19 protein-coding genes are annotated in these 22,912 nt (G+C 35.4%); 11 read left to right on the forward strand and 8 right to left on the reverse strand.

Annotated elements, in window-relative coordinates; all coding sequences use genetic code 11:
- Positions 1–2: 2 nt before the first annotated feature.
- The 3 genes from OLM58_RS05350 (at position 3) to OLM58_RS05360 (ending at position 5,404) form a co-directional block, all read left to right on the forward strand.
- The gene (locus OLM58_RS05350) at positions 3–3,434 is read left to right on the forward strand and encodes a hypothetical protein (protein WP_264531483.1); all 3,432 of its coding nucleotides are present in this window, start codon (positions 3–5) and stop codon (positions 3,432–3,434) included.
- 63 nt (positions 3,435–3,497) lie between these two features.
- Positions 3,498–4,088: a hypothetical protein gene (locus OLM58_RS05355; protein ID WP_264531484.1), complete on the forward strand. Its 591-nt coding sequence runs from the start codon at positions 3,498–3,500 to the stop codon at positions 4,086–4,088.
- 239 nt (positions 4,089–4,327) lie between these two features.
- Positions 4,328–5,404: a glycosyltransferase gene (locus OLM58_RS05360; protein ID WP_264531485.1), complete on the forward strand. Its 1,077-nt coding sequence runs from the start codon at positions 4,328–4,330 to the stop codon at positions 5,402–5,404.
- On the opposite strand, the gene OLM58_RS05365 is transcribed toward OLM58_RS05360, so the two are convergent.
- The 3 genes from OLM58_RS05365 to OLM58_RS05375 form a co-directional block, all read right to left on the reverse strand.
- Positions 5,401–6,705 carry an OprO/OprP family phosphate-selective porin gene (locus OLM58_RS05365; RefSeq protein ID WP_264531486.1) on the reverse strand — a complete coding sequence of 435 codons (1,305 nt, stop codon included), beginning with the start codon at positions 6,703–6,705 and terminating at the stop codon, positions 5,401–5,403. The two genes, OLM58_RS05360 and OLM58_RS05365, sit on opposite strands and share 4 nt — an antisense overlap.
- Before the next feature lie 174 nt (positions 6,706–6,879).
- Positions 6,880–7,959, reverse strand: coding sequence for a sensor histidine kinase (locus OLM58_RS05370; RefSeq protein ID WP_202703687.1), 1,080 nt, complete (start codon positions 7,957–7,959; stop codon positions 6,880–6,882).
- 238 nt (positions 7,960–8,197) lie between these two features.
- Positions 8,198–8,881 carry a response regulator transcription factor gene (locus OLM58_RS05375; protein WP_017496206.1) on the reverse strand — a complete coding sequence of 228 codons (684 nt, stop codon included), beginning with the start codon at positions 8,879–8,881 and terminating at the stop codon, positions 8,198–8,200.
- Between the two features lie 230 nt (positions 8,882–9,111).
- Here OLM58_RS05375 and OLM58_RS05380 point away from each other — a divergent pair, with 230 nt between their 5' ends.
- From OLM58_RS05380 to OLM58_RS05395, 4 genes are all read left to right on the forward strand, one after another.
- Positions 9,112–11,886, forward strand: coding sequence for a TonB-dependent receptor (locus OLM58_RS05380; RefSeq protein WP_264531487.1), 2,775 nt, complete (start codon positions 9,112–9,114; stop codon positions 11,884–11,886).
- Between the two features lie 208 nt (positions 11,887–12,094).
- The gene (locus OLM58_RS05385; RefSeq protein WP_264531488.1) at positions 12,095–13,228 is read left to right on the forward strand and encodes a hypothetical protein; all 1,134 of its coding nucleotides are present in this window, start codon (positions 12,095–12,097) and stop codon (positions 13,226–13,228) included.
- A gap of 237 nt (positions 13,229–13,465) precedes the next feature.
- On the forward strand, positions 13,466–13,804 hold the full coding sequence (locus tag OLM58_RS05390; RefSeq protein ID WP_264531489.1) for a T9SS type A sorting domain-containing protein: 339 nt from the start codon (positions 13,466–13,468) through the stop codon (positions 13,802–13,804).
- A gap of 139 nt (positions 13,805–13,943) precedes the next feature.
- A complete protein-coding gene (locus tag OLM58_RS05395) occupies positions 13,944–14,924 on the forward strand; it encodes an acyl transferase (protein ID WP_264531490.1) in 981 nt (326 codons plus the stop codon).
- A 56-nt stretch (positions 14,925–14,980) separates the two neighbouring features.
- Here OLM58_RS05395 and OLM58_RS05400 read toward each other — a convergent pair whose 3' ends face one another.
- Both OLM58_RS05400 and tyrS read right to left on the reverse strand, forming a co-directional pair.
- The gene (locus tag OLM58_RS05400; RefSeq protein ID WP_264531491.1) at positions 14,981–15,325 is read right to left on the reverse strand and encodes a hypothetical protein; all 345 of its coding nucleotides are present in this window, start codon (positions 15,323–15,325) and stop codon (positions 14,981–14,983) included.
- 253 nt (positions 15,326–15,578) lie between these two features.
- Positions 15,579–16,874 (reverse strand): tyrosine--tRNA ligase, encoded by a 1,296-nt coding sequence (gene tyrS / locus OLM58_RS05405; protein ID WP_264531492.1) that lies wholly within the window; start codon positions 16,872–16,874, stop codon positions 15,579–15,581.
- Positions 16,875–17,069: 195 nt separating this feature from the next.
- On the opposite strand from tyrS, the gene OLM58_RS05410 reads away from it, so the two are divergent.
- Entirely contained in the window at positions 17,070–18,071 is a 1,002-nt protein-coding gene (locus tag OLM58_RS05410; RefSeq protein WP_264531493.1) for an NAD-dependent epimerase/dehydratase family protein, read from the forward strand.
- On the opposite strand, the gene OLM58_RS05415 is transcribed toward OLM58_RS05410, so the two are convergent.
- Genes OLM58_RS05415 through OLM58_RS05425 form a run of 3 tightly spaced genes read right to left on the reverse strand, consistent with a single transcriptional unit; the run spans position 18,072 to position 20,619 of the window.
- Positions 18,072–18,533 carry a DUF4296 domain-containing protein gene (locus OLM58_RS05415; protein WP_264531494.1) on the reverse strand — a complete coding sequence of 154 codons (462 nt, stop codon included), beginning with the start codon at positions 18,531–18,533 and terminating at the stop codon, positions 18,072–18,074. It lies immediately after the preceding gene.
- 9 nt (positions 18,534–18,542) lie between these two features.
- The gene (locus OLM58_RS05420) at positions 18,543–19,883 is read right to left on the reverse strand and encodes a dihydroorotase (protein ID WP_026109959.1); all 1,341 of its coding nucleotides are present in this window, start codon (positions 19,881–19,883) and stop codon (positions 18,543–18,545) included.
- A gap of 10 nt (positions 19,884–19,893) precedes the next feature.
- A complete protein-coding gene (locus OLM58_RS05425) occupies positions 19,894–20,619 on the reverse strand; it encodes a polyprenol monophosphomannose synthase (RefSeq protein ID WP_264531495.1) in 726 nt (241 codons plus the stop codon).
- A 105-nt stretch (positions 20,620–20,724) separates the two neighbouring features.
- Between OLM58_RS05425 and OLM58_RS05430 the strand changes: the two genes are divergently transcribed.
- The 3 genes from OLM58_RS05430 to OLM58_RS05440 all read left to right on the forward strand — a co-directional run bounded on the left by OLM58_RS05430 (position 20,725) and on the right by OLM58_RS05440 (position 22,882).
- Positions 20,725–21,393, forward strand: coding sequence for a DUF4271 domain-containing protein (locus OLM58_RS05430; RefSeq protein ID WP_264531496.1), 669 nt, complete (start codon positions 20,725–20,727; stop codon positions 21,391–21,393).
- A gap of 14 nt (positions 21,394–21,407) precedes the next feature.
- Entirely contained in the window at positions 21,408–22,157 is a 750-nt protein-coding gene (locus tag OLM58_RS05435) for a uroporphyrinogen-III synthase (protein WP_026109960.1), read from the forward strand.
- A gap of 254 nt (positions 22,158–22,411) precedes the next feature.
- Positions 22,412–22,882 carry an Lrp/AsnC family transcriptional regulator gene (locus OLM58_RS05440; protein ID WP_017496220.1) on the forward strand — a complete coding sequence of 157 codons (471 nt, stop codon included), beginning with the start codon at positions 22,412–22,414 and terminating at the stop codon, positions 22,880–22,882.
- Positions 22,883–22,912: the final 30 nt, after the last annotated feature.

Raw genomic sequence — 22,912 nt, forward strand, 5'->3', positions numbered from 1 at the left:
TTATGTTGAAAAAATTACTGGTTCTTATTATTTTCATCTGGTTTTCCGGGCTTCAGGCACAGGAAACGGTATCATCGTACAAAACCAGGAAAGTAATTGCCAGCCGTGATACTATTCATCTTGAAAAAGTAAGTATCAATTCGGGGTTCTTTCAAATTTTCACAACCAAAAACGAAGCTGTCGATTCTACTTTTTATAAAATTGATTTTAAAAAAGGAACTTTAGTTCTAAATGAAAAGTTAGCTTCAACTGCCGATACTTTAATTGTAAATTATCTGAAATATCCTGATTTCTTAACTAAAGAATATAGCTTATACAAATCAAATCAGGTGGTATCCAGCGACATTGGCAGTGAAAAGCTGTATAAAATTGACAATGCTGTCACCAAAAAAGTTACTCCGTTTGATGGTTTAAATACCTCCGGAAGTATTACAAGAGGGGTAACTGTTGGAAACAACCAAAACACTGTTCTAAATTCCAATCTGGATTTGCAGATCACAGGAAAAATATCCGATAAAATTAGTCTGCGAGCCTCCTTACAAGACAGCAATATACCGCTACAGGATGGCGGTTATTCTCAAAAACTGGATCAGTTTGATAATATCTTTATGGAACTTTTCACAGACGACTGGAATATTCGGGCCGGAGATGTTTTTTTAGAGAACAGAAAAACCCAGTTTTTAAATTTCAATAAAAAAGTTCAGGGGCTTTCAGCCAGTTTTAATTTTGGTACAGACGAAAACAAAACCAACATTTTTGCTTCGGTGGCTTTTGTAAAAGGACAATATGCTAAGAGTACTTTTACAGGCCAGGAAGGAAATCAGGGACCTTATAAATTAAAAGGACAGAATGGTGAATTGTATGTTCTGGTAATTTCAGGCTCTGAGCGTGTTTATGTAAATGGTGTTTTGCTGAAACGCGGAGAAAATAACGATTATGTGATCGACTATAATGCCGGTGAGATTACTTTCACTTCTCTTTTTACGATTACTTCCGAAATGCGAATTAATGTAGAGTACCAATATTCTGAACGAAATTACAACAGACTCGTGACCTACGCAGGCGGAACTCACGAAAGCAAAAACTGGAGTTTTGGCGGGTATCTCTATTCTGAAAACGACATGAAGAATCAGCCCTTACAGCAAAATCTTTCAAAAGAACAGATTCAGATTTTAAGTCAGGCCGGAGATGATCCGAATTTAATGAAAGCCCCTTCGGCCTATGAAGACACCTATGCCGATACTAAAATACTTTACAAAAAAAAACTAGTCAATTCTGTTGAAATTTATGAATATTCAAAAGATGCGAGTGCTGTTTTATACAACGTAAAATTTAGTCTTGTCGGAAACAATGCCGGTAATTACATCATTCAGAACAACAATTCGGTAGAACGCATTTATGAATATGTCGCTCCTGTTAACGGAATTTTACAAGGAAATTATGAACCACTTGTAAATCTGGTCGCCCCTATAAAATTGCAAGTTGCTACCTTTTTAGGAAAATACAATCCGGACGAAAAGACCCTGGTTGACTTTGAGATTGCAGTAAGCAACAACGACAAAAACCTGTTCTCTAAAATAGATGATGCTAATAATGACGGTATCGCTGTTAAAACCAACATCAAAAAACGTCTTTTTACACGAAGCTGGTCCTTGGATGCCTTTGCAAACTACCAGTTCGTTCAGAAAGATTTTAGGTCTGTTGAGCGTTTGTACAATATCGAATTCAACCGCGACTGGAATTTAAACGAGACACTTTTGGGGAACCAAAACATGTTGATCACAGGATTAAATTTTGATTTATTTGCTAAAAAAGAGACCTCCAATATTGGATCGTTTATCTATCAATTTGAGAAATTAGATTACTCCGAAAGTTATTCCGGATCGCGTCACACCTCAACAGCACTTTTTAAACTGCAGCAATGGACGATCGAAAATCGGGGCAGCTTCCTGAATTCAGAGGCCACAAATTCTACTTCAAAATTTATTCGGAATCAAACCAGAACTAAATATCATTTTGGTAAAAACTGGGTCGGCGCCAGTATGCAGCTCGAAGACAATCAGCAGAAGAATAAAATCACTAATCAGTTTTCGGCTTTAAGCCAAAGATTTTCAGAGTATGGTGCATTTATTGGTCGTGGTGACAGCACTAAAGTTTTTGTCGAAATTGGTTATTTACAACGTCGAAACGATAGTTTGCAAAATGGATCTTTACAGCATGTAAACAATTCTCAAACTTATTTTTTAAAATCAAAATTAATTCAGAATAAGAAAACGGATCTGGCCGTATATGCCAGCTATCGCAAACTGGATTTTACAGATGCTTCCCGAAAAAATGAACCTTCGTTAAACTCCAGAATACTTTATAACGATCGTTTTTTTAATCAGCTGCTGCAAATTGGAACCACCTATGAAACCAGTTCAGGAACGATTGCACAACAGGAGTTTACCTATATTGAAGTTCCCACGGGTCAGGGTGTTTATACCTGGAACGATTACAACGGAAACGGAATTCAGGAACTCGAAGAATTTGAAATTGCTGCCTTTCCCGATCAGGCTCGCTACATCCGAATCTTTCTGCCGAATCGGGTCTACATCAAAACCAATCAAAATAGATTCTCTCAATCTGTGGCATTAAACCCATTGCAGTGGCAGAACGAAACCGGTTTCAAAAAACTCCTCTCTTATTTTTACAATCAGACATCCTTTATCATGGATCGTAAGGTAAAAAGTCAGGGAGAGCGCCTGGAATTGAATCCGTTTAATTCTTCAGAAGAAAATATTCTGGGACTTAATTCGAGCTTAAGAAATAGTTTATACTACAACCGCGGCAAACAAAAACATTCCGTTACCTATACTTATTTGGTCAATAAAGGCAAAAGCCTGCTTTCGATTGGATCGCAAAATGTTCAAAACAATTCACATCAATTGCAATACACCCATTTGTATCGAAAAAGCTGGCTGTTTAACTTCTTTACCAAAACGATTAAAACCGACCTGGTTTCTGAAGATTTTGTCGAAAAAAATTATGATATCACAGGCTATCACATGGCTCCCAAAGTGAGTTATTTGTTCTCAAAAAACACCAGTCTGGATTTCTTTTTTGAGTTTCAGAACAAAGAAAATCAAATAGGAAATTTTGAAACTCTGGTTCAAAATCGATTGGGAACTTCTTTTTCGTTTGCGGGAGAAAAAAAAATAACGGTAAACGGAGAGTTTTCTTTTTACCAGAATAAATTCACAGGAAATGAGTTTTCATCAGTAGGATTTCAAATGCTGGAAGGGCTACAGGCCGGACAAAATCTGGTGTGGAAGTTTCTTTTACAAAAAAATATAACTCAGTTTTTAGATGTGAATCTAAATTATCAGGGGCGAAAAAGTGAGACTGGTCCGGTAATTCACACCGGAAACATACAGCTCCGTGCTTATTTTTAACAGTTTCCGAAAATCATATTCATAAATTGTTTAATTTTAGTAGGAATTTAAACTTGTAACATTATGAAAAAATTATTAGTACTTTGTTTTGTAGTTCTTCTGTCTTCTAATTTCTATGGGCAAGATGTAACTACAAAAGCAGTGAAAAGCAAAACCGAAGCGGCTGCGAAAAAGAAAAAAGCAGAAGCAGATAAAGCGAAAGCAGACGCTAAAAAAGAAACTGCAAAATCCAAAAAGGCAGCTGATGATGCCAGCAAAGCGGCAGCAAAAGCGACAAAAGAGTCTGCAAGCGCAGCAAAAAAAACGGCCGACAAACAGGCAACCAAAGCTAAAAACGAGGCTACAAAAGCAAAAACTGATGCTGTAAAAGCCACAAAAACTGCTGACAAAGCGGCAAGCACAAAAGTCGCCAGTGCAAAAGCTGACGTAACAAAAACAGCAGCAAAAGCAACCGAAGTTTCAAAAGCAGCACAAAAAGATGCCACTACTGCGAAAAAAACTGCTGCGAAAACAATAAAAGAAACGAATGAAAAAGCTCCAAAAGTAGCCGATAAAGTAACCGGCGAGTACAATGGAAAAAAAGTATATACCGGACCAAAAGGTGGTAAATACTACATTAATAAAAATGGAAACAAAACCTATATTCAGGATTAAAGTCCATTTTACCTGTATCTGAAAGGGGTTACTTACAGTAACTCCTTTTTTTTGTCTATTGAGAAACCAAATATTCGTTAACATACAAGTAACTTTTCCTTCCAAACACCACTAATTCCACAACCTAAGCAACGAATTATATGGGCTGAACGGCCTTATAGAGTTAATAATTTAGTAATACGTACGAAATAACATAAAAAGCATATTTCTTTATCTTCGTTTTTAAAAAGTGTTACACTATGAGCATTGACTATTCTGCGAACAAAACAATTTTAGTTGCTCCATTAAACTGGGGATTAGGTCATGCGACAAGATGCATCCCTATTATAAAAGCGCTTCAGGAAAACAATTACATCCCGATAATTGCTTCTGACGGTGTTGCTTTAGCATTGTTACGAAAAGAGTTTCCATACATTCAAACCCTTGAATTACCATCTTATCATATCGAATACGCCAAGAACGCTAAAAACTTCAAATGGAAGCTGATTAAAAACCTGCCAAAAATGATTGTTGCCATTCTTGACGAGAAGAAAATTGTAAAAAGCTGGATTAAAAAACACGGAATAGATGGTATTATTTCGGATAACCGACTGGGGGTTTTCAGTAAAAAAGTTCCTTCTGTTTTTATGACCCATCAATTGAATGTCATGACCGGAAATACGACCTGGTTTACCAGTAAATGCCATCAGCATATTATAAAAAAATACACGGAGTGCTGGGTTCCGGACACGAATGATACGGTAAATCTAACCGGAGAATTGGGCCATCTTAAAACCGACGGCCTGAACTTAAAATATATTGGTCCATTAAGCAGAATGCGTAAAAAGGACACTCCGAAAGTATATGATCTGATGATTATCCTATCAGGACCTGAACCTCAGCGTACTTTTTTGGACGAAAAATTACAGAAAGAAGTTGCCAATTATAAAGGTAAAGTAGTGTTTGTTCAGGGTATTGTGGAAAAAATACAAACCAAATGGCAAGCCGGAAATGTTACATATTATAATTTCATGAACTCTAAACAGCTGGAACAGACTTTTAACGAAAGTGAATTTGTATTATGCCGCTCGGGTTACACGACCGTTATGGATTTGGCAAAATTAGGCAAGAAAGCCTTTTTTATTCCAACCCCGGGACAATACGAGCAGGAATATCTGGCCATAAAACTTCAGAATGAAAATTTAGTACCTTATGCAATGCAAGACGACTTTACGATTGAAGATCTTTCAAAAGTAAAGTCGTTTAAAGGTCTGACTCAATTTAACGATACGATAGACTGGGATACTCTGTTTACCGTTTTTGAGGATGAAAACTAGAAGTTAAACTGTGCCTGCAAACGCAATAAATTTCCTTGTTGTCTGTTCACAGGAAGTGCACTGTCTATGAATGTTCTGTCGGCAATCACATATTCCGCAGTAAGCTCAAAGGCTTTCAGAGGCTGCCATTCTATACCAAACTCATAGTCTCTCACTACATAACTTCTGGCATCTTTCTCGTATTTTTTTCCTCCGTCATAATATTGAAATTTGGCAAAAGGATAGATATGCTGTTTTTTAATGTCTAATTTGTAATTCAGTAGAACATAACCTCCGTCTAAATCTGTTTCATCTACTGAATTAGTTACAGCATTGTATCTTGGTCCTTTTCCGATATTGTACTCTGTCTGAATTCCGAAAGGTCTTGGATACAGTACAAAGGTTGCTCCAACCCTTTGATCTTTTACGTGCTGCGAATTGTTCACTTTAACTCCTGATGAAATTTCACCTGAAAAAGCCCATTTTCCGGCATAAGCCTGAATTCCAGGTTCGATAATCTGACTTCCAATTACAAATGGGTACGTTACTCTTGCCACCACATTCAAATCTCTGTTTCCATCTAATCTATTCGCGATCTGCCCATTGTAAACTCCAAAAGCGAAAACGCCATAATCACCTGATCCTTTATAACCGTCTTTTACCAACATTTCAAAACGTTCTCTGATTTTAGCCGGAGCCCAGTAAAAAAACATTCCTAAATCACGTTCGTTTAATATTGCACTGTTCAACGCATCGTTTCGATCTAAAGTTAAACGCTGTCCACTTGACTGCATATTCTCGAAACCGTATGGTATTTTACTCTGCCCGACACGTAATCTGTACTCTCTCTTCTTATCAAAAGAAAGGTCAAAATATAAATCCCGAACCTGAACAAAATTCTGAACTCCGGTTACCGGAGAACTCGCAAAATCAGGTTGAAAATAGAAAAATACATTTGGATGAACCTGACCGGAAAACACTAAACGTGCACGTCTGATAAATAAACCATTGTTTGCTTTTGCATCCGGGGCAGTAGAAGTTGTCCCCCATGATCTGTCGCACTGATCACACGATACTTTATCATTTGTAGAAAACAAACCATTGTATCGTATTTGTGCATAACCTCTTAAAGAAATCTTATCGTACCAACGATCTTTATCCGTTTCATCATCATTCTTTTCGGATGGAGTGTCTGGCAGTTTTGCTTTGTTGATTGAATCAAGAAGACGTACTACTTCTTTTTTTACCTCTTCTTTACTTAAATCCTGTGCGTTTGATACACAAGCAATTAGCAATAGAATTGCTATTAGTCTTATTTTCATTCTTTTTGTTTTCTGATCCCTTAATTTTTCGAATGCAAAGATCTGCCACCTATGTTAAGATATCATTAACAAGGTGTTACTATAACAAAAAGGAATTGTTGCGAAATGGTTACGTAAATTTCATTAGTGTTAAAACACTAGATTTCACGGCACTTCACTTCAACAAGCTTACAATTATTTAACTTCAGCTTTTACGGTTTTATTTGCTTTTTCAAGCGTAAAAGAAAATTCAGAACCAATTCCGAACTCACTTTCTACATATACTTTCTCTTTATGTGCTTCAATAATGTGCTTTACAATAGCCAATCCTAATCCGGAACCACCCTCTGAACGGGTTCCACTTTTATCAACTCTGTAAAAGCGTTCGAAAAGTCTCGGTATATTTTGTTTCTCAACACCTTCACCATTATCACTAATACGAATCAGTACTTTTTTCTTGGTTAGGTTAACCACTCCCACCTCAGTCAAACCACCTTCTTTACCGTACTTAATAGAGTTCACGATCAGGTTTTCCAGAACTTGCTGAATTCTGTCCTTATCTCCGCGAATGATTACTGACTTAATATTCTTGCTTTCAAAAGCCAGTTTAATTTTCTTTTTGTCGGCTTTCATCTCCAATAAATCGAAAACGTTCTGAATCAGTTCTACAATATCAAAATCACTCATGATTAAATCCAGGTCTCCTGATTCTAATTTGGTGATCATGTCCAGATCTTCAACGATATAAATCAATCGCTCAACCCCTTTCTCAGCTCTCTTTAAATATTTTTTTCGAATGTTCTTATCTTCCATAGCACCATCCAGCAAAGTCGAAACATAACCCTGAACCGTAAACAAAGGCGTTTTCAGCTCATGCGAAACATTTCCAAGAAACTCACGTCGGTATTGCTCCCTAATCTCCAGCATTTCAATTTCCAGCTTTTTATCGGTGGCAAACTTTTTCACCTCGCGTGAAAGCGTTTCCATATCAGTAGTTATAGGCTGATTGATAAGCGTTGTGGTCTCTAATAACGAAACCTCATCGTATATCTTCTTGACTCTTCTGTAAATAAAACGCTCCACTCGATATTGCAAAACCAAAAATGAAAAAGCATAAATAGATATTATAAAGATTATTCCGAATGCAAATTGATACTTTAATTGATTTTTATAAAATAAAGACATCAATATCATCACAAATCCTGTTGCAAAAAGACTTATGTATAATGCTGACTTTACAGCAAATTTGTATGTTTTTTTAAAATTAATTTTCATTGAAATTATTGAGCCATTTAGAGATTAAGAAAATTAAGTTCTGTTTTTGAGTTCTATTCTTGCGGGCAAAAGCAAGAAAGGAATAACTCAAAAACCATATAAGAAAATGAAGATTACACAAACTTCAATTCTTATATGGTTTAAATGTATTGAATATTTTAAGACAATTTGAACGATTTTAGATCCTGACTAAAGTTCTTAGCAACTTAACTTCTCAGAACCTCAGTACCTTAAAAACCTAAACTTCAAATTTATAACCTACTCCTTTTATTGTTTTAAAAAGGTCTTCTCCAATTTTTTCGCGAAGTTTTCGAATATGAACATCAATCGTTCTTCCTCCTACTACCACTTCATTTCCCCAGACTTTATCGAGAATTTCGTCTCTTTTAAAAACTTTCCCCGGTTTTGAGGCTAACAGGTAAAACAATTCAAACTCTTTTCTTGGCAAGGCAATCTCAACGTTACCTTTAATGATCTTGTATTCTTCACGGTTAATCTCTATTCCGCCTACATTTAAAGTATCACTTACGACTTCTTGTTCTTTTAACCTTCTTAACAGAGCCTTTACTTTAGAGACCAATAATTTCGGTTTTATTGGCTTGGTAATATAATCATCTGCACCTGCATCAAAACCAGCTACTTGTGAATAATCTTCACTTCTTGCTGTAAGGAATGTTATGATAACATTATTTAATTCGGGAATTTTTCTGATGTGTTCGCAAGCTTCCATTCCATCCATTTCTGCCATCATTACATCCATAATAATCAATTCCGGCAATTCTTTCTGAGCCTTTGCAATTGCTTCTTTTCCGTTAGAGGCAGTTACAATCTGGTAGCCTTCCTGAGCAAGGTTATAGCCAACGATTTCTAAGATATCTGGTTCATCGTCAACTAGTAAAATCTTGGTTTGTGTTTTTTTCATAAATAGCAAAAATTGAGATTTTTACATCAAATTTTCTTTATTATACATTCGATGATTTTCATTTGAGATGGTAAATATACTAATAAAACGACCGTTAAAAATTGCGGTTAACGGTAATTTAATCTGGTAACAATTTGATAATCTAAGCGACACAAAAACATAACAAGTGGCTAACATGAACTTTACACAGCGTCTTTTTCTTTGCACAAAAATTTAAACACAACACTGAAATGAAATTCAATTTAAAATTTCTATTTATCACATTATTCATCTGTACGATTTCGATCGCACAAAACAAAGGTACGATTTCTGGTGTATTAACCGACAAAGAAACCAACAATGAAGCCCTACCTTTTGCAAATGTTTTATTAAAGGGAACAAACATTAGCGCAAACACTGACATTGAGGGAAAATATTCCTTAAATGTAAATCCGGGAAATTACATCATTATTTTTAGTTTCGTTGGATATGAATCTGTAGAAAAGCCAGTTACTGTAAAAGCAAATGAAACAATCACTGTAAATCAGGTACTTTCTTCAGGAAGTTTTACACTTAAAGATGTTGTTGTAAAATCGACAGGTGCAAGCAAGCAAAAAGAATCGGCATTACTTTTAGATCAGAAAAATGCAGTTTCCTTTAAAGCAGCTATTGGAGCAGAGGAAATTTCAAGAAAAGGAGTTAACGACGTTGCAAATGCTGTTGCTAAAGTAAGTGGTGTTTCGAAACAGGATGACTCCGGAAATGTTTTCGTAAGAGGATTAGGAGATCGTTATAATGTAACAACTTTAAACGGACTTCCTTTACCATCAAACAATCCGGCAAACAAAAATATTTTATTGGAAATTTTCTCTACAAATATTGTAGACAATATCGGAATTAGTAAAACTTTTGAATCTCAAAATTATGCAGATTTCGGAGGAGCAAATATTGATATCAGCGCAAAAAAATTCAATGGAAAACCATTCGTTACTTTTTCAATTGGAACAGGAGCTAACACAAACGTATTAGGTCAGGATCATTTTTATTTGCAAGACGGACCTACTTATACCGGATTTAAAAAAGTTGGCGTTCCTAATGCTCCACTTCAGCCATATAGCTATGCGACAAGCTGGGACAGAAAAGAAAACAAGAATATATTAAATGCTTTCTATACGTTATCTGCCGGTAAAAGATTTACCATAAATGACGAAAGCTCAATCGGTACTTTTGTTACTGGTTCCTTCAGCGCAAAAAATAAATATACCGAAGGATACAGCAGAGGAGGAATTACTTCTGATGGAGATATCTTTTCTGACTTTATGAGAACGTCATACAAACATAGCACCACTACAACTGTTATGGGTACTGCTGATTATAAAATCAACAACAAAAATTCAATCTTTTTTACTTCTTTATTCTTAAATTCAAGTGATCAGGATTACAGTGAGTACGAAGGAACAAACCAGAATTTTGACGGTGGCGGAGATGCTCTTCAACAAATTTCAGGTTTTATCAAACGTGGAACTTTTGAAAGAACTCAATTAATTGTAAATCAATTAACAGGAAAAAACAAATTCAACGATCAGTGGAATTTAAACTGGGGAGTAGGATACAGTATGTCTAACAGTTCAATTCCGGATCGTATGCAAAACTCATTTGTATACGCCCCTAATGCTAAAGATTATACATTTTTCACCAACTCTAACATCAACAATCACCGATTCTTTCAAGACTTAAAGGAAAATGAAATCGCTGCAAATATTGCATTATCATATAATTTCAACAAAAAAAGCGATGATACGTACAAAGGAAAAATAACTGTTGGTTATTCAGGAAAGTTCAAAGATGTCGATTACAACATGGAACAATATTCATTCTTCCCGAACAGAACTAGCATTTCTTTCCCTAAAGAAGATATTCATCACGTAGACAAGTATTTAAATCAAGCAAATTGGGGTTCCTCTTATTCAAACAGAATTAACCAAGTGTACAATGGAAATTTAGATATTAATGCTGCATTTGCAAATGTTCAGTATTCGTTAACAGATAGATTAAGTGTAATATTGGGAGCAAGATTAGAGCAATTAACTCAAAATGTTTTCTATATCACCACTACAGTTCCAAATGGTGATAATTCTAATGATTCAAAGTTTAACATTTTACCAAGTTTAATCTCGAAATACACCTTGACAGATAAGCAAAATTTAAAATTCTCTGCAAGTAAAACCTATACACTTCCTCAGTTTAAAGAAAAAGTACCAATTATTTACGAAGATGTTGCACAGGCATACGAAGGAAACCCAAGATTATATGCTTCAACAAATTACAACTTCGATTTAGGATGGGAATTTTTCCCAAAAAGTTCAGAATTAATCTCTGTAACTGCTTTTGGAAAAATTATTCAAAACCCAATCAACGAAATGTTTCTAAACTCTTCTTCAAATGATATTTCTTATGCAAATACAGGTGATAAAGCTACAGTAGCCGGAGTTGAAGTAGAATTTAGAAAAGAGATTTTCGAAATTGAAAAAGACAACAACTTAAAAACAAAACTTAGTTTTGACGCAAACGGGTCTTATTTATACACCAACCAAGACCTAAGCAATGATAAAGTAAACAACGAAAATAATTTTGGAGCAAACTTTACTTTTACTGAAAGTAAATTAACAGGAGCTTCTAATTTTTTAGCAAATGCTAACTTATCATTTTTAAATGAATACAGAGAAGGAAAGGATTTCAGCGCAACAATATCTTATTCTTATTTTTCAGATAAATTGGCTGTTATTGGAACTTCAAGAGTAGGTAACCTGGTTGACAAAGCTGTAAACAAATTAGACTTTATCGCTAATGCAAGTTTAACTAAAAACTTAAAATTAGGTCTTATTTACAATAACATCCTGAACCCAACTTTCAAACGTGTACAAGAGCAAGGAAAAGTACCGGGAAAAGAATCTATTGGTGATATTACAGCAGTTTCATACAAAGCAGGTTCAGATTTCAGACTTACTTTAAACTACACATTCTAAAAGAAAGTAAACCCATAAATACTCAAAAGGTGATTAGCTACTACTAATCACCTTTTTTTTATTAACCAGACCCAATGTAAACTTTACATTAAGCGTCTTTGTTTTTTGCCTAGTATCCTTAATATATTATTAATAAGGCCTTAACTCAACAAACACATCTGTTCATTTACTTTGCCATGAATAATTAAAACAATAAAACACAACAACAATGAAAAAATCATTATTTGCAATGGCTGCAATATTAGGACTTGCTTTAACAAGCTGTAGTTCTGACGACAACAATAAAAAGAACGAAAACACAAGTACTTTTGTATTGAAAGTTGACGATTTACAAGGAAACATTAATGATGGTACTGTAACTTTAGACCCAACTAAAACTTACACTTTAACTGGAGGTTTAGTTGTTAAAGGTGGAGCTACTTTGATTATTCCTGCTGGAACTACAATTAAAAGTTCTGCTACTGCACCAGCTACATCTTTATTTATTGCTGTAGAAAGAAACGCTAAAATCAACATCAACGGTACTGCCGCTAAACCAGTAATTATGACATCTGGAAAAGCTACACCTGCTCAAAGTGACTGGGGTGGATTAATTATCGCTGGTAATGGTAAAGTAAACACTGGAGATAACGGTACAACTGAAGTTGGTGGTTTAAGCTACGGAGGTAATGATAATGCAGATTCTTCTGGAAATATCAACTTCTTAAAAATATCTTATACAGGTTCTAAATATACTGCTGAAAAAGAATACAATGGAGTTTCTTTCTTCGGAGTAGGTTCTGGAACTGTAGTATCTGACATCTACACTTTTGAAAGTGGTGATGACGGTATCGAGTTTTTTGGTGGAGCTGTAAACGCTACTAACCTTACAATCATTAACTCTTATGATGATTCATTAGATTTTGCTGACGGATGGGTAGGTACTGCTACAAACGTTTACATTAAAGGTGTTACTAAAGCTGGTGTTGAAGGATCTACAAACGCAAAAGATCCAAGTGGAGCTGTTCCAATGACTAACGCTAAAATCGTTAATATCTCTATCGTTAAAGGTGACGCTGCTTTCTTAGCAGACGAAAAAGCAATCAACTACAAAGAAGGTGGTGGAAAACAAGCTTACACAAACTTATATGTTGCTAACGGAATGCCTGCAGACCTTGCTAAATTGTCTACTGATGCTGGTGCAACTGCAAACATTGCTGCTGGTAACTTTACGATCGCAAACTATACTTTTGGAGCTTCTGTAACTAATTTAGCTGGTCCTAAATTATCAGGAACTACAACAGGTGCAGTTGGTGCTGGTGCTGGTGCTGACTTACCAAGTTGGGCTAACTGGACTAAGTAATTAAATACAAAAATTAAAAATGAAGCTGCCTGAATTTAATTTCAGGCAGCTTTTTTTATCGCATTAAATTCCTAAATATTTACGACACACTTCTATAATCGATAATTAATCAGTAGTAGCTGATTTTTAATTACTTCGAGCATAAACTGTTAAAAACATCCTAAAATTTTAGGATGTTTTTTTTTGGTGCAATTTTTGTACTTTTTTTTGTATATTTACAGTAACCAAAATAACGCGATGGCAAAAAATTACTTTTATATTACTTTCTTATTGGCTTTTTTCTTTACTGTAAGTGCCTCAGCACAAGACAGTAAGCAATTACCAAAACCTCAACAGGTAGCAACCATTGAGGGTCTAAGCTTGTACCCTAACCCCGTAACCGGTGGAAAAGTAACCATCTCCTCTAAAAATGATTTAGAAAAAGAGATTATCATCTTTGATGTTCTGGGTAAAAAGGTACTTCAAACACATTTAAGTTCTCGAGAATTAAACGTTTCTGATCTGGTTCCAGGCGTTTACATCATCAAAATAAGCGAAGAAAATGCTTCGGCAACACGAAAACTCATTATTCGATAAAACACAAAAGCTCTAATGAAAATTGGAGCTTTTTTAGTTTTCAGTCGCGGTCACAGTTTTCAGTTTCTGCGAAACCCTAAAATGATAACTGAAAACTGTGACTGAATACTAAAAACAATATCTTTGCACAAAAAAAGTTTTGATCACAGCCAACGATATATTCACGATTTCGAGTCAGAAACAATTTGAGAAAATAGCACTAAAAGTGTTTCGTTTTCAACATGAGAATAACGTTGTCTATCGTGATTTTTGCGATTTTTTAAAAGTAAATCCACAACAGGTAAAATCATTGGAACAAATTCCTTTTTTACCCATTCAGTTTTTCAAAAGTCATAATGTAGTTTCTAATAACGATCCTGCTCAGGTAACTTTTACCAGCAGCGGAACTACAGGCATGATTACCAGCAGACATATTGTGACCGATGTAAGTCTTTACGAAGAAAGTTATCGCAACGGATTTTCACAATTCTATGGCAATATCGAAGATTATGTTGTTTTAGCCCTTTTGCCGTCTTATCTCGAGCGCGATGGATCTTCGTTAATCTATATGGTCGAGGATCTAATAAAGCTCTCCAATCAGCCTGAAAGTGGGTTTTACCTGCACAATCATGACGACCTGATTAAAAAACTAACCGCTTTAGACGAATCCGGTCAAAATGTAATCCTGATAGGTGTTACTTACGCCTTACTCGATTTAATTGAAAAACATCAGTTCAATCTTCAGAATACTATCATTATGGAGACAGGCGGCATGAAAGGTAAACGAAAAGAAATGATTCGTGAGGAATTACACGAGCAGCTTTGTGCAGGTTTCGGTGTTTCGGCTATTCACTCAGAATACGGCATGACCGAACTTCTGGGACAAGCTTATTCTCTGGGTGAAGGTGTATTTGAATGCCCTTCGTGGATGCACATTTTGGTTCGCGATCCCGAAGATGCCTTAACATATCTAAAAGACGGAAAAACTGGCGGAATCAATGTGATTGATTTGGCCAATATCAATTCCTGTTCCTTTATCGCCACTCAGGATTTAGGTAAAAAAAATCCCAACAACTCTTTCGAGGTATTGGGACGTTTTGATAATTCTGATATTCGTGGCTGTAACCTAATGGTACTTTAGATGTTGAATCGTTAATTTGTTAAATCGTTGAATTGAATTTCGATTAAACAAAAAGCCTAATTCTCTTCCGTTACGCCAATGCTGTCAATGCTTTCAATTTTCTTAAGGGCTTTTTCTTTCTCTCCTTTACTTTCTAATAATTTATAAACACCGTAGCAGGCCAAACCTCCACAAAGTACAAAAAGTATTTTCCACCCTGAATTAATAAAAACTTCATCGTCAACACTGTCAAGACCACCAATAAAAATATTCAAAAAACCAGCGACAAACCCTGAAACAAGAGCCCCGCCATAATACGATACTATTCCAATAGCAAAATAGCCCCATTTATTCTTATCATATTTAAGAGCTAAGCCTGTAAATGCTTTCCAAATCCAGTAAATAAATAAAATTCCGATCATATCTGTAAGGTTAGTTTTAGGAAATAAACTTAATAAAAAAAACATCACTTTTTTAATATCAGAACTTTAAAATAAAAATCCCAACAACTCTTTCGAGCTATTGGGACGTTTTGATAATTCTGATATTCGTGACTGTAACCTAATGGTACTTTAGATGTTGAATCGTTAATTTGTTAAATCGTTTAATCGCTCTCTAAAAAATGGTTAAACAATTAACCAAATCAACCGTTAACCAATTAAACAGTTAAACCATCTAAACCACTCTAATCACAAAATAATTCTTCTTTCCGCTTTGTAATAACACAAACTGATCGTTGATTAAATCACTTGCTGTTAGAACAAAATCTTCTTTTATTTTTTCTCTGTTCACCGAGATCGAATTTGCGGTTAAGGCACGTCTCGCTTCTCCGTTTGATTTAAAAAAACCTGTTTTTTCGTTTAAAACTGTAATAATCTCCAAACCGTTTTCTAAATCGGCTTTTGCGATTTCAGCCTGAGGAACACCGTCAAAAACTTCTAAAAAAGTAGCTTCATCCAGTTTCTTCAAATCTTCGGCTGTAGAATTTCCAAACAAAATATTCGAGGCCTGAATTGCTTTTTCCAATTCTTCTTCAGAGTGAACAAAAATGGTAATTACTTCTGCCAATTTCTTTTGTAAAACTCTTAAATGCGGAGCCGTTCTGTGCTCTTCGATTAAAGCTTCAATTGTTTCTTTATCTAAAAACGTAAAGATTTTGATGTATTTCTCTGCATCAACATCAGTTGAATTCACCCAAAACTGGTAAAATTTATACACTGAAGTTTTATCAGCATCCAGCCAAACATTTCCACCTTCAGATTTTCCAAATTTAGATCCGTCTGCTTTTGTAATCAATGGCGTTGTCAATGCAAAAGCTTTTGCACTTTCTCCTCCCATTCTGCGTACCAATTCCGTTCCCGTGGTGATATTTCCCCATTGGTCCGAACCTCCCATTTGAAGCACGCAATTGTTATTCTTATATAAATGATAAAAATCGTAACCCTGAATTAACTGATAGGTAAACTCTGTAAAAGACATTCCTACACCGTCTCCGGCAAATCTCTTTTTAACGGAATCCTTCGCCATCATATAATTTACCGTGATACGTTTTCCAACTTCACGTGCAAAATCAATAAATGAGAATTCCTTCATCCAGTCATAGTTGTTTACCATAACAGGAGCATTTGCTTCTTTTGAATTAAAGTCAAGAAAACGCGACAAAACACTTTTGATACCGGCAACGTTCTTAGCCAAAGTTTCTTCATTCAACAGATTTCTTTCGTCAGATTTCCCCGACGGATCACCAATCATACCGGTTGCACCTCCCACCAAAGCAATAGGCTGATGTCCAAAATTCTTTAAGTGAACCAATAAAATAATCTGAACCATGCTGCCAATGTGCAGCGAATCTGCTGTTGGGTCGAAACCTATATAAGCAGCAGTTACCTCTTTTAGCAATTGTTCTTCCGTTCCTGGCATGCTATCATGATATAACCCGCGCCACTTTAATTCTTCAACTAGATTCTTCATTTTTAAAATAATTTGTGCAAATATAATCAATGACAATGGCAATGACAAAAAGCAGTTTCAATATCAATGGTAAAAAGCAATTTCAACATCAAAATTCTTAGTAACAAAGAGAAGATCATAATTGCTGATAGCAAAATCAGACCTTGGCACCTTTGAGCCTTTGCACCTTAAAAACAAAAAAGTTATCTTTACAAAATGGTATTAATAACAGGAGGTACAGGTTTAGTTGGCGCACATTTATTACTTCATCTGATTGAGAACGGAGAAAACGTTCGGGCTATTTACAGAACTCAAAATAACATTCAAAAAACCAAATCGGTTTTTGAGCTGTACAAAAAAGTGGATCTGTTTGAAAAAATAGAATGGCTTGAAGCCGATATCCTGGATGTTCCCTCTTTAGAAACTGCGTTCTCAGGTATTGATTACGTCTACCATTGCGCTGCTTTGATTTCATTTGATCCAAAAGACGAAGAATTGCTTCGAAAAACCAATATCGAAGGAACCGCCAATATGGTTAATTTTTCTATTGCCAAAGACGTAAAAAAGTTCTGTTTTATAAGTTCTATTGCTGCTTTAGGTGATTTAGCAGCTCACGAAACTTATATCACTGAAGAAACAGACTGGAATCCCGAAAAACCTCATAGTGATTACGCGATTTCTAAATACGGAGCCGAAATGGAAGTCTGGCGCGGTTTACAGGAAGGTTTAGATGTAATCATCCTAAATCCGGGTGTTATTTTAGGACCAATCCCAAAAAACAAAACCCACATACAAGGAAGCGCAGAACTTTATGCAAAAGTTGCAAACGGTCTTTCTTTTTACACTCTTGGAAGTACCGGATTTATCACCATAACGGATGTCGTAAAAATAGCTTCTACGTTAATGAAGAGTGACATTAAAAACGAACGCTTTACTTTAATTGCCGACAATATTGTCTTTAAGAACATCCTGAATACTATTGCCGATGCTTTAAAAGTAAAAAGACCAACCATTCATGCCACACCTTTATTCATGAATTTCCTTTGGATTGCCGACGGAATTTTTTCGACTCTGTTTTTTCAGAAAAGACGCCTGACAAAAGCAACTGCAAAAGCTTCTTATTCCAGTAATTTATATTCTAATGAAAAAATAAAAACCGCTCTGGGAACGGTTTTTCAGGATGTACATGCGTACATAAAAGATGTTTCGAGACTTTAACTATCTCTTTAATCGTGTTGTTTTTCGGATAGAGTCCAGACTCGCCTTACTCAGCTTGTTCTTGATCGTATCTTTAACTATAGGTTTCTTCTTTTCTTTTGCTGCTTTCTTTTCTTCAATTTTCACAATTGAATCTGTAGCTCTTTGGTTGACAGCCAAACGCTTTCCTACTTCGTCGAATATACTTTTATAATTCTCATAATCGGCAGCGTAGTAACGGTTGCTTTGTGAAAATTGCACACTATCCACTTTATATTTTTTCAAAATAAAAGCAGTAGGATTGGTTTCAACTGAATCTGCCGAAACCGGATGCTGGTATTTCATAGCTTCAAGGATTGACAAATCATACATAATATCAATCATTTGATCTTTCCCGATAAGTTTTGCAGGCTGCTTTACCAGCTCTTTTTTACAACTTACAGAAAGAAACAACACCAATATTATTACTATAAAATTTTTCATTTCAGCTTTTTATCTGTCAAACAATAGACGTTTTCCTGCGCGAATGTCTTTTACTTTAAAGTTATTGTAAACCATTTCACCGTTTACAAAAGTATGTGTAATTCTCGACTTAAAAGTAAAATTTTCAAAAGGCGACCATCCGCATTTCGCCAGAATATTTTCAGGTTTCACACTCCACGGCAAACTTGGGTTTACAATCACTAAGTCGGCAAAATAACCTTCTTTGATAAAACCTCTTTTTTCTATTTTGAAAAGTTTAGCCGGATTATGGCACATTTTCTCCACAATTTTCTCCACACTGATTTTTCCCTGATGATGCGCTTCAAACATCGCTACAACCGCATGCTGCACAAGCGGACCGCCAGATGGAGCATTCACATAAGGCTGCATTTTTTCTTCTTTAGTATGTGGGGCATGATCGGTTGCAATTACATCAATACGTCCGTCATTTAAAGCTTCCCATAATGCTTTTCTATCGTCTGCTGTTTTTACCGCAGGGTTCCATTTAATAAAATTCCCTTTGGTTTTATAATCTTCGTCTGTAAACCATAAGTGATGCACACAAACTTCGGCAGTAATTTTCTTTTCTTCTAGTGGAATTTTATTGGTAAACAACTCCATTTCTTTCGCAGTTGAAAGATGGAAAATATGCAAACGAGCTCCCGTTTTCTTCGCTAGTGCTACCGCTTTTGAAGAAGAAATATAACAAGCCTCTTCACTGCGAATTAAATGATGCGCCGTTACCGGAATATCATCACCATATTGTTCTTTGTACAGCTGTAAATTATTTTTAATCGTCGTTTCGTCTTCACAGTGTACCGCGATTAAAAGCGGAGTACTTGAAAAAATCTTTTCTAAAACTGCCTCATTATCTACCAGCATATTTCCGGTTGACGATCCTAAAAAGATCTTTATTCCGGCAACATTCTTTGGGTTAGTTTTTAGAACTTCCTCCAGATTATCGTTAGTTGCCCCCATCATAAACGAATAATTCGCAAATGATTTCACTGCCGCCACCTGATATTTATCTTCTAATATTTCCTGAGTTACAGCATTCGGAACTGTGTTAGGTTGCTCTATGAAAGATGTAATTCCTCCTGCCACCGCAGCTCTTGACTCTGACTCGATATCTCCTTTGTGTGTTAGTCCCGGTTCTCTAAAATGAACCTGATCATCAATTGCTCCCGGAATTAAATAATTCCCTTCAGCATCGATTACTTTACAATCGGATGTTTTTAAACTGATGCTGTCCGCCACTTCAACAATCAGATCGTTTTCGATTAAAACATCTCCTTCAAAAATAGATCCTTCGTTTACAATTTTGGCATTTTTTATTAGAACCCTATTCATTTTCATAGCTTTATAAAGTATTGACTAGTTTTTTCAATCGAAGTGAAATTACTCCCAGTATAGCTTCTTTGATAATGGCATTGCTCATTTTAGAAACTCCTTTTGTTCTGTCAGTAAAGATAATCGGAACCTCTTTAATTTCAAATTTAGCACAGTATGTCCTGTACTTCATTTCAATCTGAAACGCATAACCCACGAATTTAATTTTGTTGAGATTGATATTTTCCAGCACTTCTCGTTTGTAACAAACGAAACCTGCTGTTGCGTCGTGAATTTTCATTCCTGTAATAAATTTCACATACACCGAAGCGAAATACGACATCAGAACACGGCTTAAGGGCCAGTTCACCACATTTACTCCTGTTACATATCGGGAACCAATCGCTAAATCTGCTCCACCAAAATGGCAGGCATCGAATAATTTCTCAAGATCATTTGGATTATGAGAGAAATCAGCATCCATTTCAAAAATGAAATTATACTGACGTTCTAATGCCCATTTAAAACCATGGACATAGGCCGTTCCTAAACCGGATTTTTTAGCTCTTTTTTCTAAAAATAACCGTCCCGGAAATTCTTCCTGTAATGCAACTACTTTATTGGCAGTGTGGTCAGGCGAATTATCATCGATAATTAAAAGATGAAAAGGTTTGTGTTGCGAAAGTACAGCTCTAACTATGCTTTCAATATTTTCGATTTCGTTGTAGGTGGGGATTATGACAATACAATCATTCATTTTTCTGAGTAATTTCACCGCAAAAGTAAACTTTTTATAGCATTTGATTCATAATAAATATATAATAAAACTATTGATACAAAAAATTACTAATTTTGCATCGCTATGATTGAACAACTTCACCCCCGAATTCTGGAAAACAAAGACTGGGCAACACTTTTATTCGTGTTGACCTTTGCTGTTGTTGCCATGACTAAATCAGCTTACGAAACCCGATTTAGCGAATTCAGTAAGCTTATTTTTTCTGACAAGTATGCTAAAATCTATCGCGACAACAATCATTTAAGAAGCAGTTTTACGGTTGGTTTGTTTTTTGTACAAGTTGTTTCGTATGCTTTTTTCATCCAGCTTACCATGCACATTTTTGGATATGCGTCGAAAACGGACTGGATTTTATTCATTCAGCTTGCTACTTTTTTACTTTACTTTATTCTGGGAAAATTTTTAATTGAAAAAATTGTAGCCACTTCATTCAACATTGACGAATTTGCAGAACTTTTTAACTTACAAAAAGTAACCTACAGGACTTATATAGGCGTTTTAATCCTTCCTGTTAATGCTGTTTTGTTTTATTATGACAATATTCCTAAGATTGTACCCCTTGCAATAATCGCCATTTCGCTGTGTATTAGCCTGTACTCTTATTTTATTTCAATAAAAACGTATCAAAATGCAATAATCAGCAAGTTATTTTATTTTATTTTATATCTTTGCGCTCTTGAAATAGCCCCTTATTATTTCCTGTATTATTGGATTACAAAACAGGCGGCTTAGTAAATGTTTATAATATGAAAGTGAAAACAATTTTGGTGTCACAGCCTGAACCTAAAGTGGAAAATTCTCCTTACTTTGAGCTCCAACAAAAACACAAAATAAAAATTGATTTCAGACCATTTATTCATGTGGAAGGGGTTAATGCAAAAGAGATCCGATTACAGAAAATCGATCTTAATCATTATACTGCAATCATTTTGACGAGCCGTAATGCGGTAGATCATTTTTTCAGAGTAGCAGATGAGATGCGTTATAAAGTTCCTGAAGGATTGAAATATTTCTGCCAATCTGAAGCTGTTGCATTTTACCTGCAAAAGTATGTTGTGTATAGAAAGCGTAAAATTTACGTGGGAGCAAAAGACTTTGCAGATTTATCACCGCTTATCAAAAAATACAAAGACGAAAAATTCCTTTTACCGGCGTCTGATCAGTTAAACGCTGATGCACCTGTAACATTAAACAATCTGAAAGTAGATTGGGCACAAGCTGTTTTTTACAAAACAGTAATGAGCGATCTATCTGATCTGGCTGATGTTTACTATGATGTTTTGGCTTTTTTCAGTCCAACCGGAATCAAATCATTGTTTAAAAACTTTCCTGATTTTAAACAAAACGATACCAGAATTGCTGTTTTTGGAAGCACAACTCAAAAAGAAGCGCTTGATCATGGTTTAAGAATTGATATTCTTGCTCCAACTCCTGAAACACCTTCAATGACGATGGCTTTAGAGAAATATATTGCAGAAGCAAACAAAGGAAAATAATCCTTTTAGCATAACAATTTTTAAAATTCCAAATTCCAACCATAGAGTTGAAATTTGGAATTTTTCTTTTTAAAAACAATCCTCTCCCCAATCTTTGTTAAATCCCTCAAAACTCTAACAAAGAAAAACAAGCAACATTTTCAGTTTCCATTTGGAATTTCAAAGATTGGAATTTTATTTTTAAAATCATTTTGAGTACATTTGATTTACAACTACAACCAAATAACTAAATTTAGTTTCAAATCACAACTCCAATGAAAATCAACTCCCTTATTATTGAAATTGACGGTATCGACAAAGAAATCCTACGCTACCTGATGGACGATGCGCGAAAACCCATTTTGCAAATTGCTAATAAAATAGGTATTTCCGGAGCTGCAATTCATCAGCGGTTGAAAAAACTGGAACAATCGGGTGTTATTTCGGGCTCTAAATTTACCGTTAATCCAAAAGTATTGGGATACAACACCATGGCCTTTGTTGGTGTTTATCTGGACAAAGCCTCCAGAAACTCTGAGGCTGTGAAAGATTTAAAAAAAATCCCCGAAGTTTTAGAATGCCACTACACCACAGGAAACTGGTCGGTTTTGATCAAAATCATCTGTCGAGATAACGAACACTTAATGCAACTTTTAAACACTAAAATTCAGGCAATAGAAGGCGTTTCAAGAACGGAAACTTTTATTTCCCTAGATCAGCAGATTGACAGGCAAATTCAACTTTAGAAGCTCTTTAATGTGTCAATTAGAGAATGA

This window comes from Flavobacterium sp. N502540 (genome assembly GCF_025947365.1).
Lineage (GTDB): Bacteria > Bacteroidota > Bacteroidia > Flavobacteriales > Flavobacteriaceae > Flavobacterium.

Excerpts from the sequence above, each read along its gene's own strand:
- OLM58_RS05350 (WP_264531483.1), top strand. The coding sequence starts at position 3 with ATGTTGAAAAAATTACTGGTTCTTATTATTTTCATCTGGTTTTCCGGG.
- OLM58_RS05355 (WP_264531484.1), top strand. The coding sequence starts at position 3,498 with ATGAAAAAATTATTAGTACTTTGTTTTGTAGTTCTTCTGTCTTCTAAT.
- OLM58_RS05360 (WP_264531485.1), top strand. The coding sequence starts at position 4,328 with ATGAGCATTGACTATTCTGCGAACAAAACAATTTTAGTTGCTCCATTA.
- OLM58_RS05365 (WP_264531486.1), bottom strand. The coding sequence starts at position 6,705 with ATGAAAATAAGACTAATAGCAATTCTATTGCTAATTGCTTGTGTATCA.
- OLM58_RS05370 (WP_202703687.1), bottom strand. The coding sequence starts at position 7,959 with ATGAAAATTAATTTTAAAAAAACATACAAATTTGCTGTAAAGTCAGCA.
- OLM58_RS05375 (WP_017496206.1), bottom strand. The coding sequence starts at position 8,881 with ATGAAAAAAACACAAACCAAGATTTTACTAGTTGACGATGAACCAGAT.
- OLM58_RS05380 (WP_264531487.1), top strand. The coding sequence starts at position 9,112 with ATGAAATTCAATTTAAAATTTCTATTTATCACATTATTCATCTGTACG.
- OLM58_RS05385 (WP_264531488.1), top strand. The coding sequence starts at position 12,095 with ATGAAAAAATCATTATTTGCAATGGCTGCAATATTAGGACTTGCTTTA.
- OLM58_RS05390 (WP_264531489.1), top strand. The coding sequence starts at position 13,466 with ATGGCAAAAAATTACTTTTATATTACTTTCTTATTGGCTTTTTTCTTT.
- OLM58_RS05400 (WP_264531491.1), bottom strand. The coding sequence starts at position 15,325 with ATGATCGGAATTTTATTTATTTACTGGATTTGGAAAGCATTTACAGGC.
- tyrS (WP_264531492.1), bottom strand. The coding sequence starts at position 16,874 with ATGAAGAATCTAGTTGAAGAATTAAAGTGGCGCGGGTTATATCATGAT.
- OLM58_RS05410 (WP_264531493.1), top strand. The coding sequence starts at position 17,070 with ATGGTATTAATAACAGGAGGTACAGGTTTAGTTGGCGCACATTTATTA.
- OLM58_RS05415 (WP_264531494.1), bottom strand. The coding sequence starts at position 18,533 with ATGAAAAATTTTATAGTAATAATATTGGTGTTGTTTCTTTCTGTAAGT.
- OLM58_RS05420 (WP_026109959.1), bottom strand. The coding sequence starts at position 19,883 with ATGAATAGGGTTCTAATAAAAAATGCCAAAATTGTAAACGAAGGATCT.
- OLM58_RS05425 (WP_264531495.1), bottom strand. The coding sequence starts at position 20,619 with ATGAATGATTGTATTGTCATAATCCCCACCTACAACGAAATCGAAAAT.
- OLM58_RS05430 (WP_264531496.1), top strand. The coding sequence starts at position 20,725 with ATGATTGAACAACTTCACCCCCGAATTCTGGAAAACAAAGACTGGGCA.
- OLM58_RS05435 (WP_026109960.1), top strand. The coding sequence starts at position 21,408 with ATGAAAGTGAAAACAATTTTGGTGTCACAGCCTGAACCTAAAGTGGAA.
- OLM58_RS05440 (WP_017496220.1), top strand. The coding sequence starts at position 22,412 with ATGAAAATCAACTCCCTTATTATTGAAATTGACGGTATCGACAAAGAA.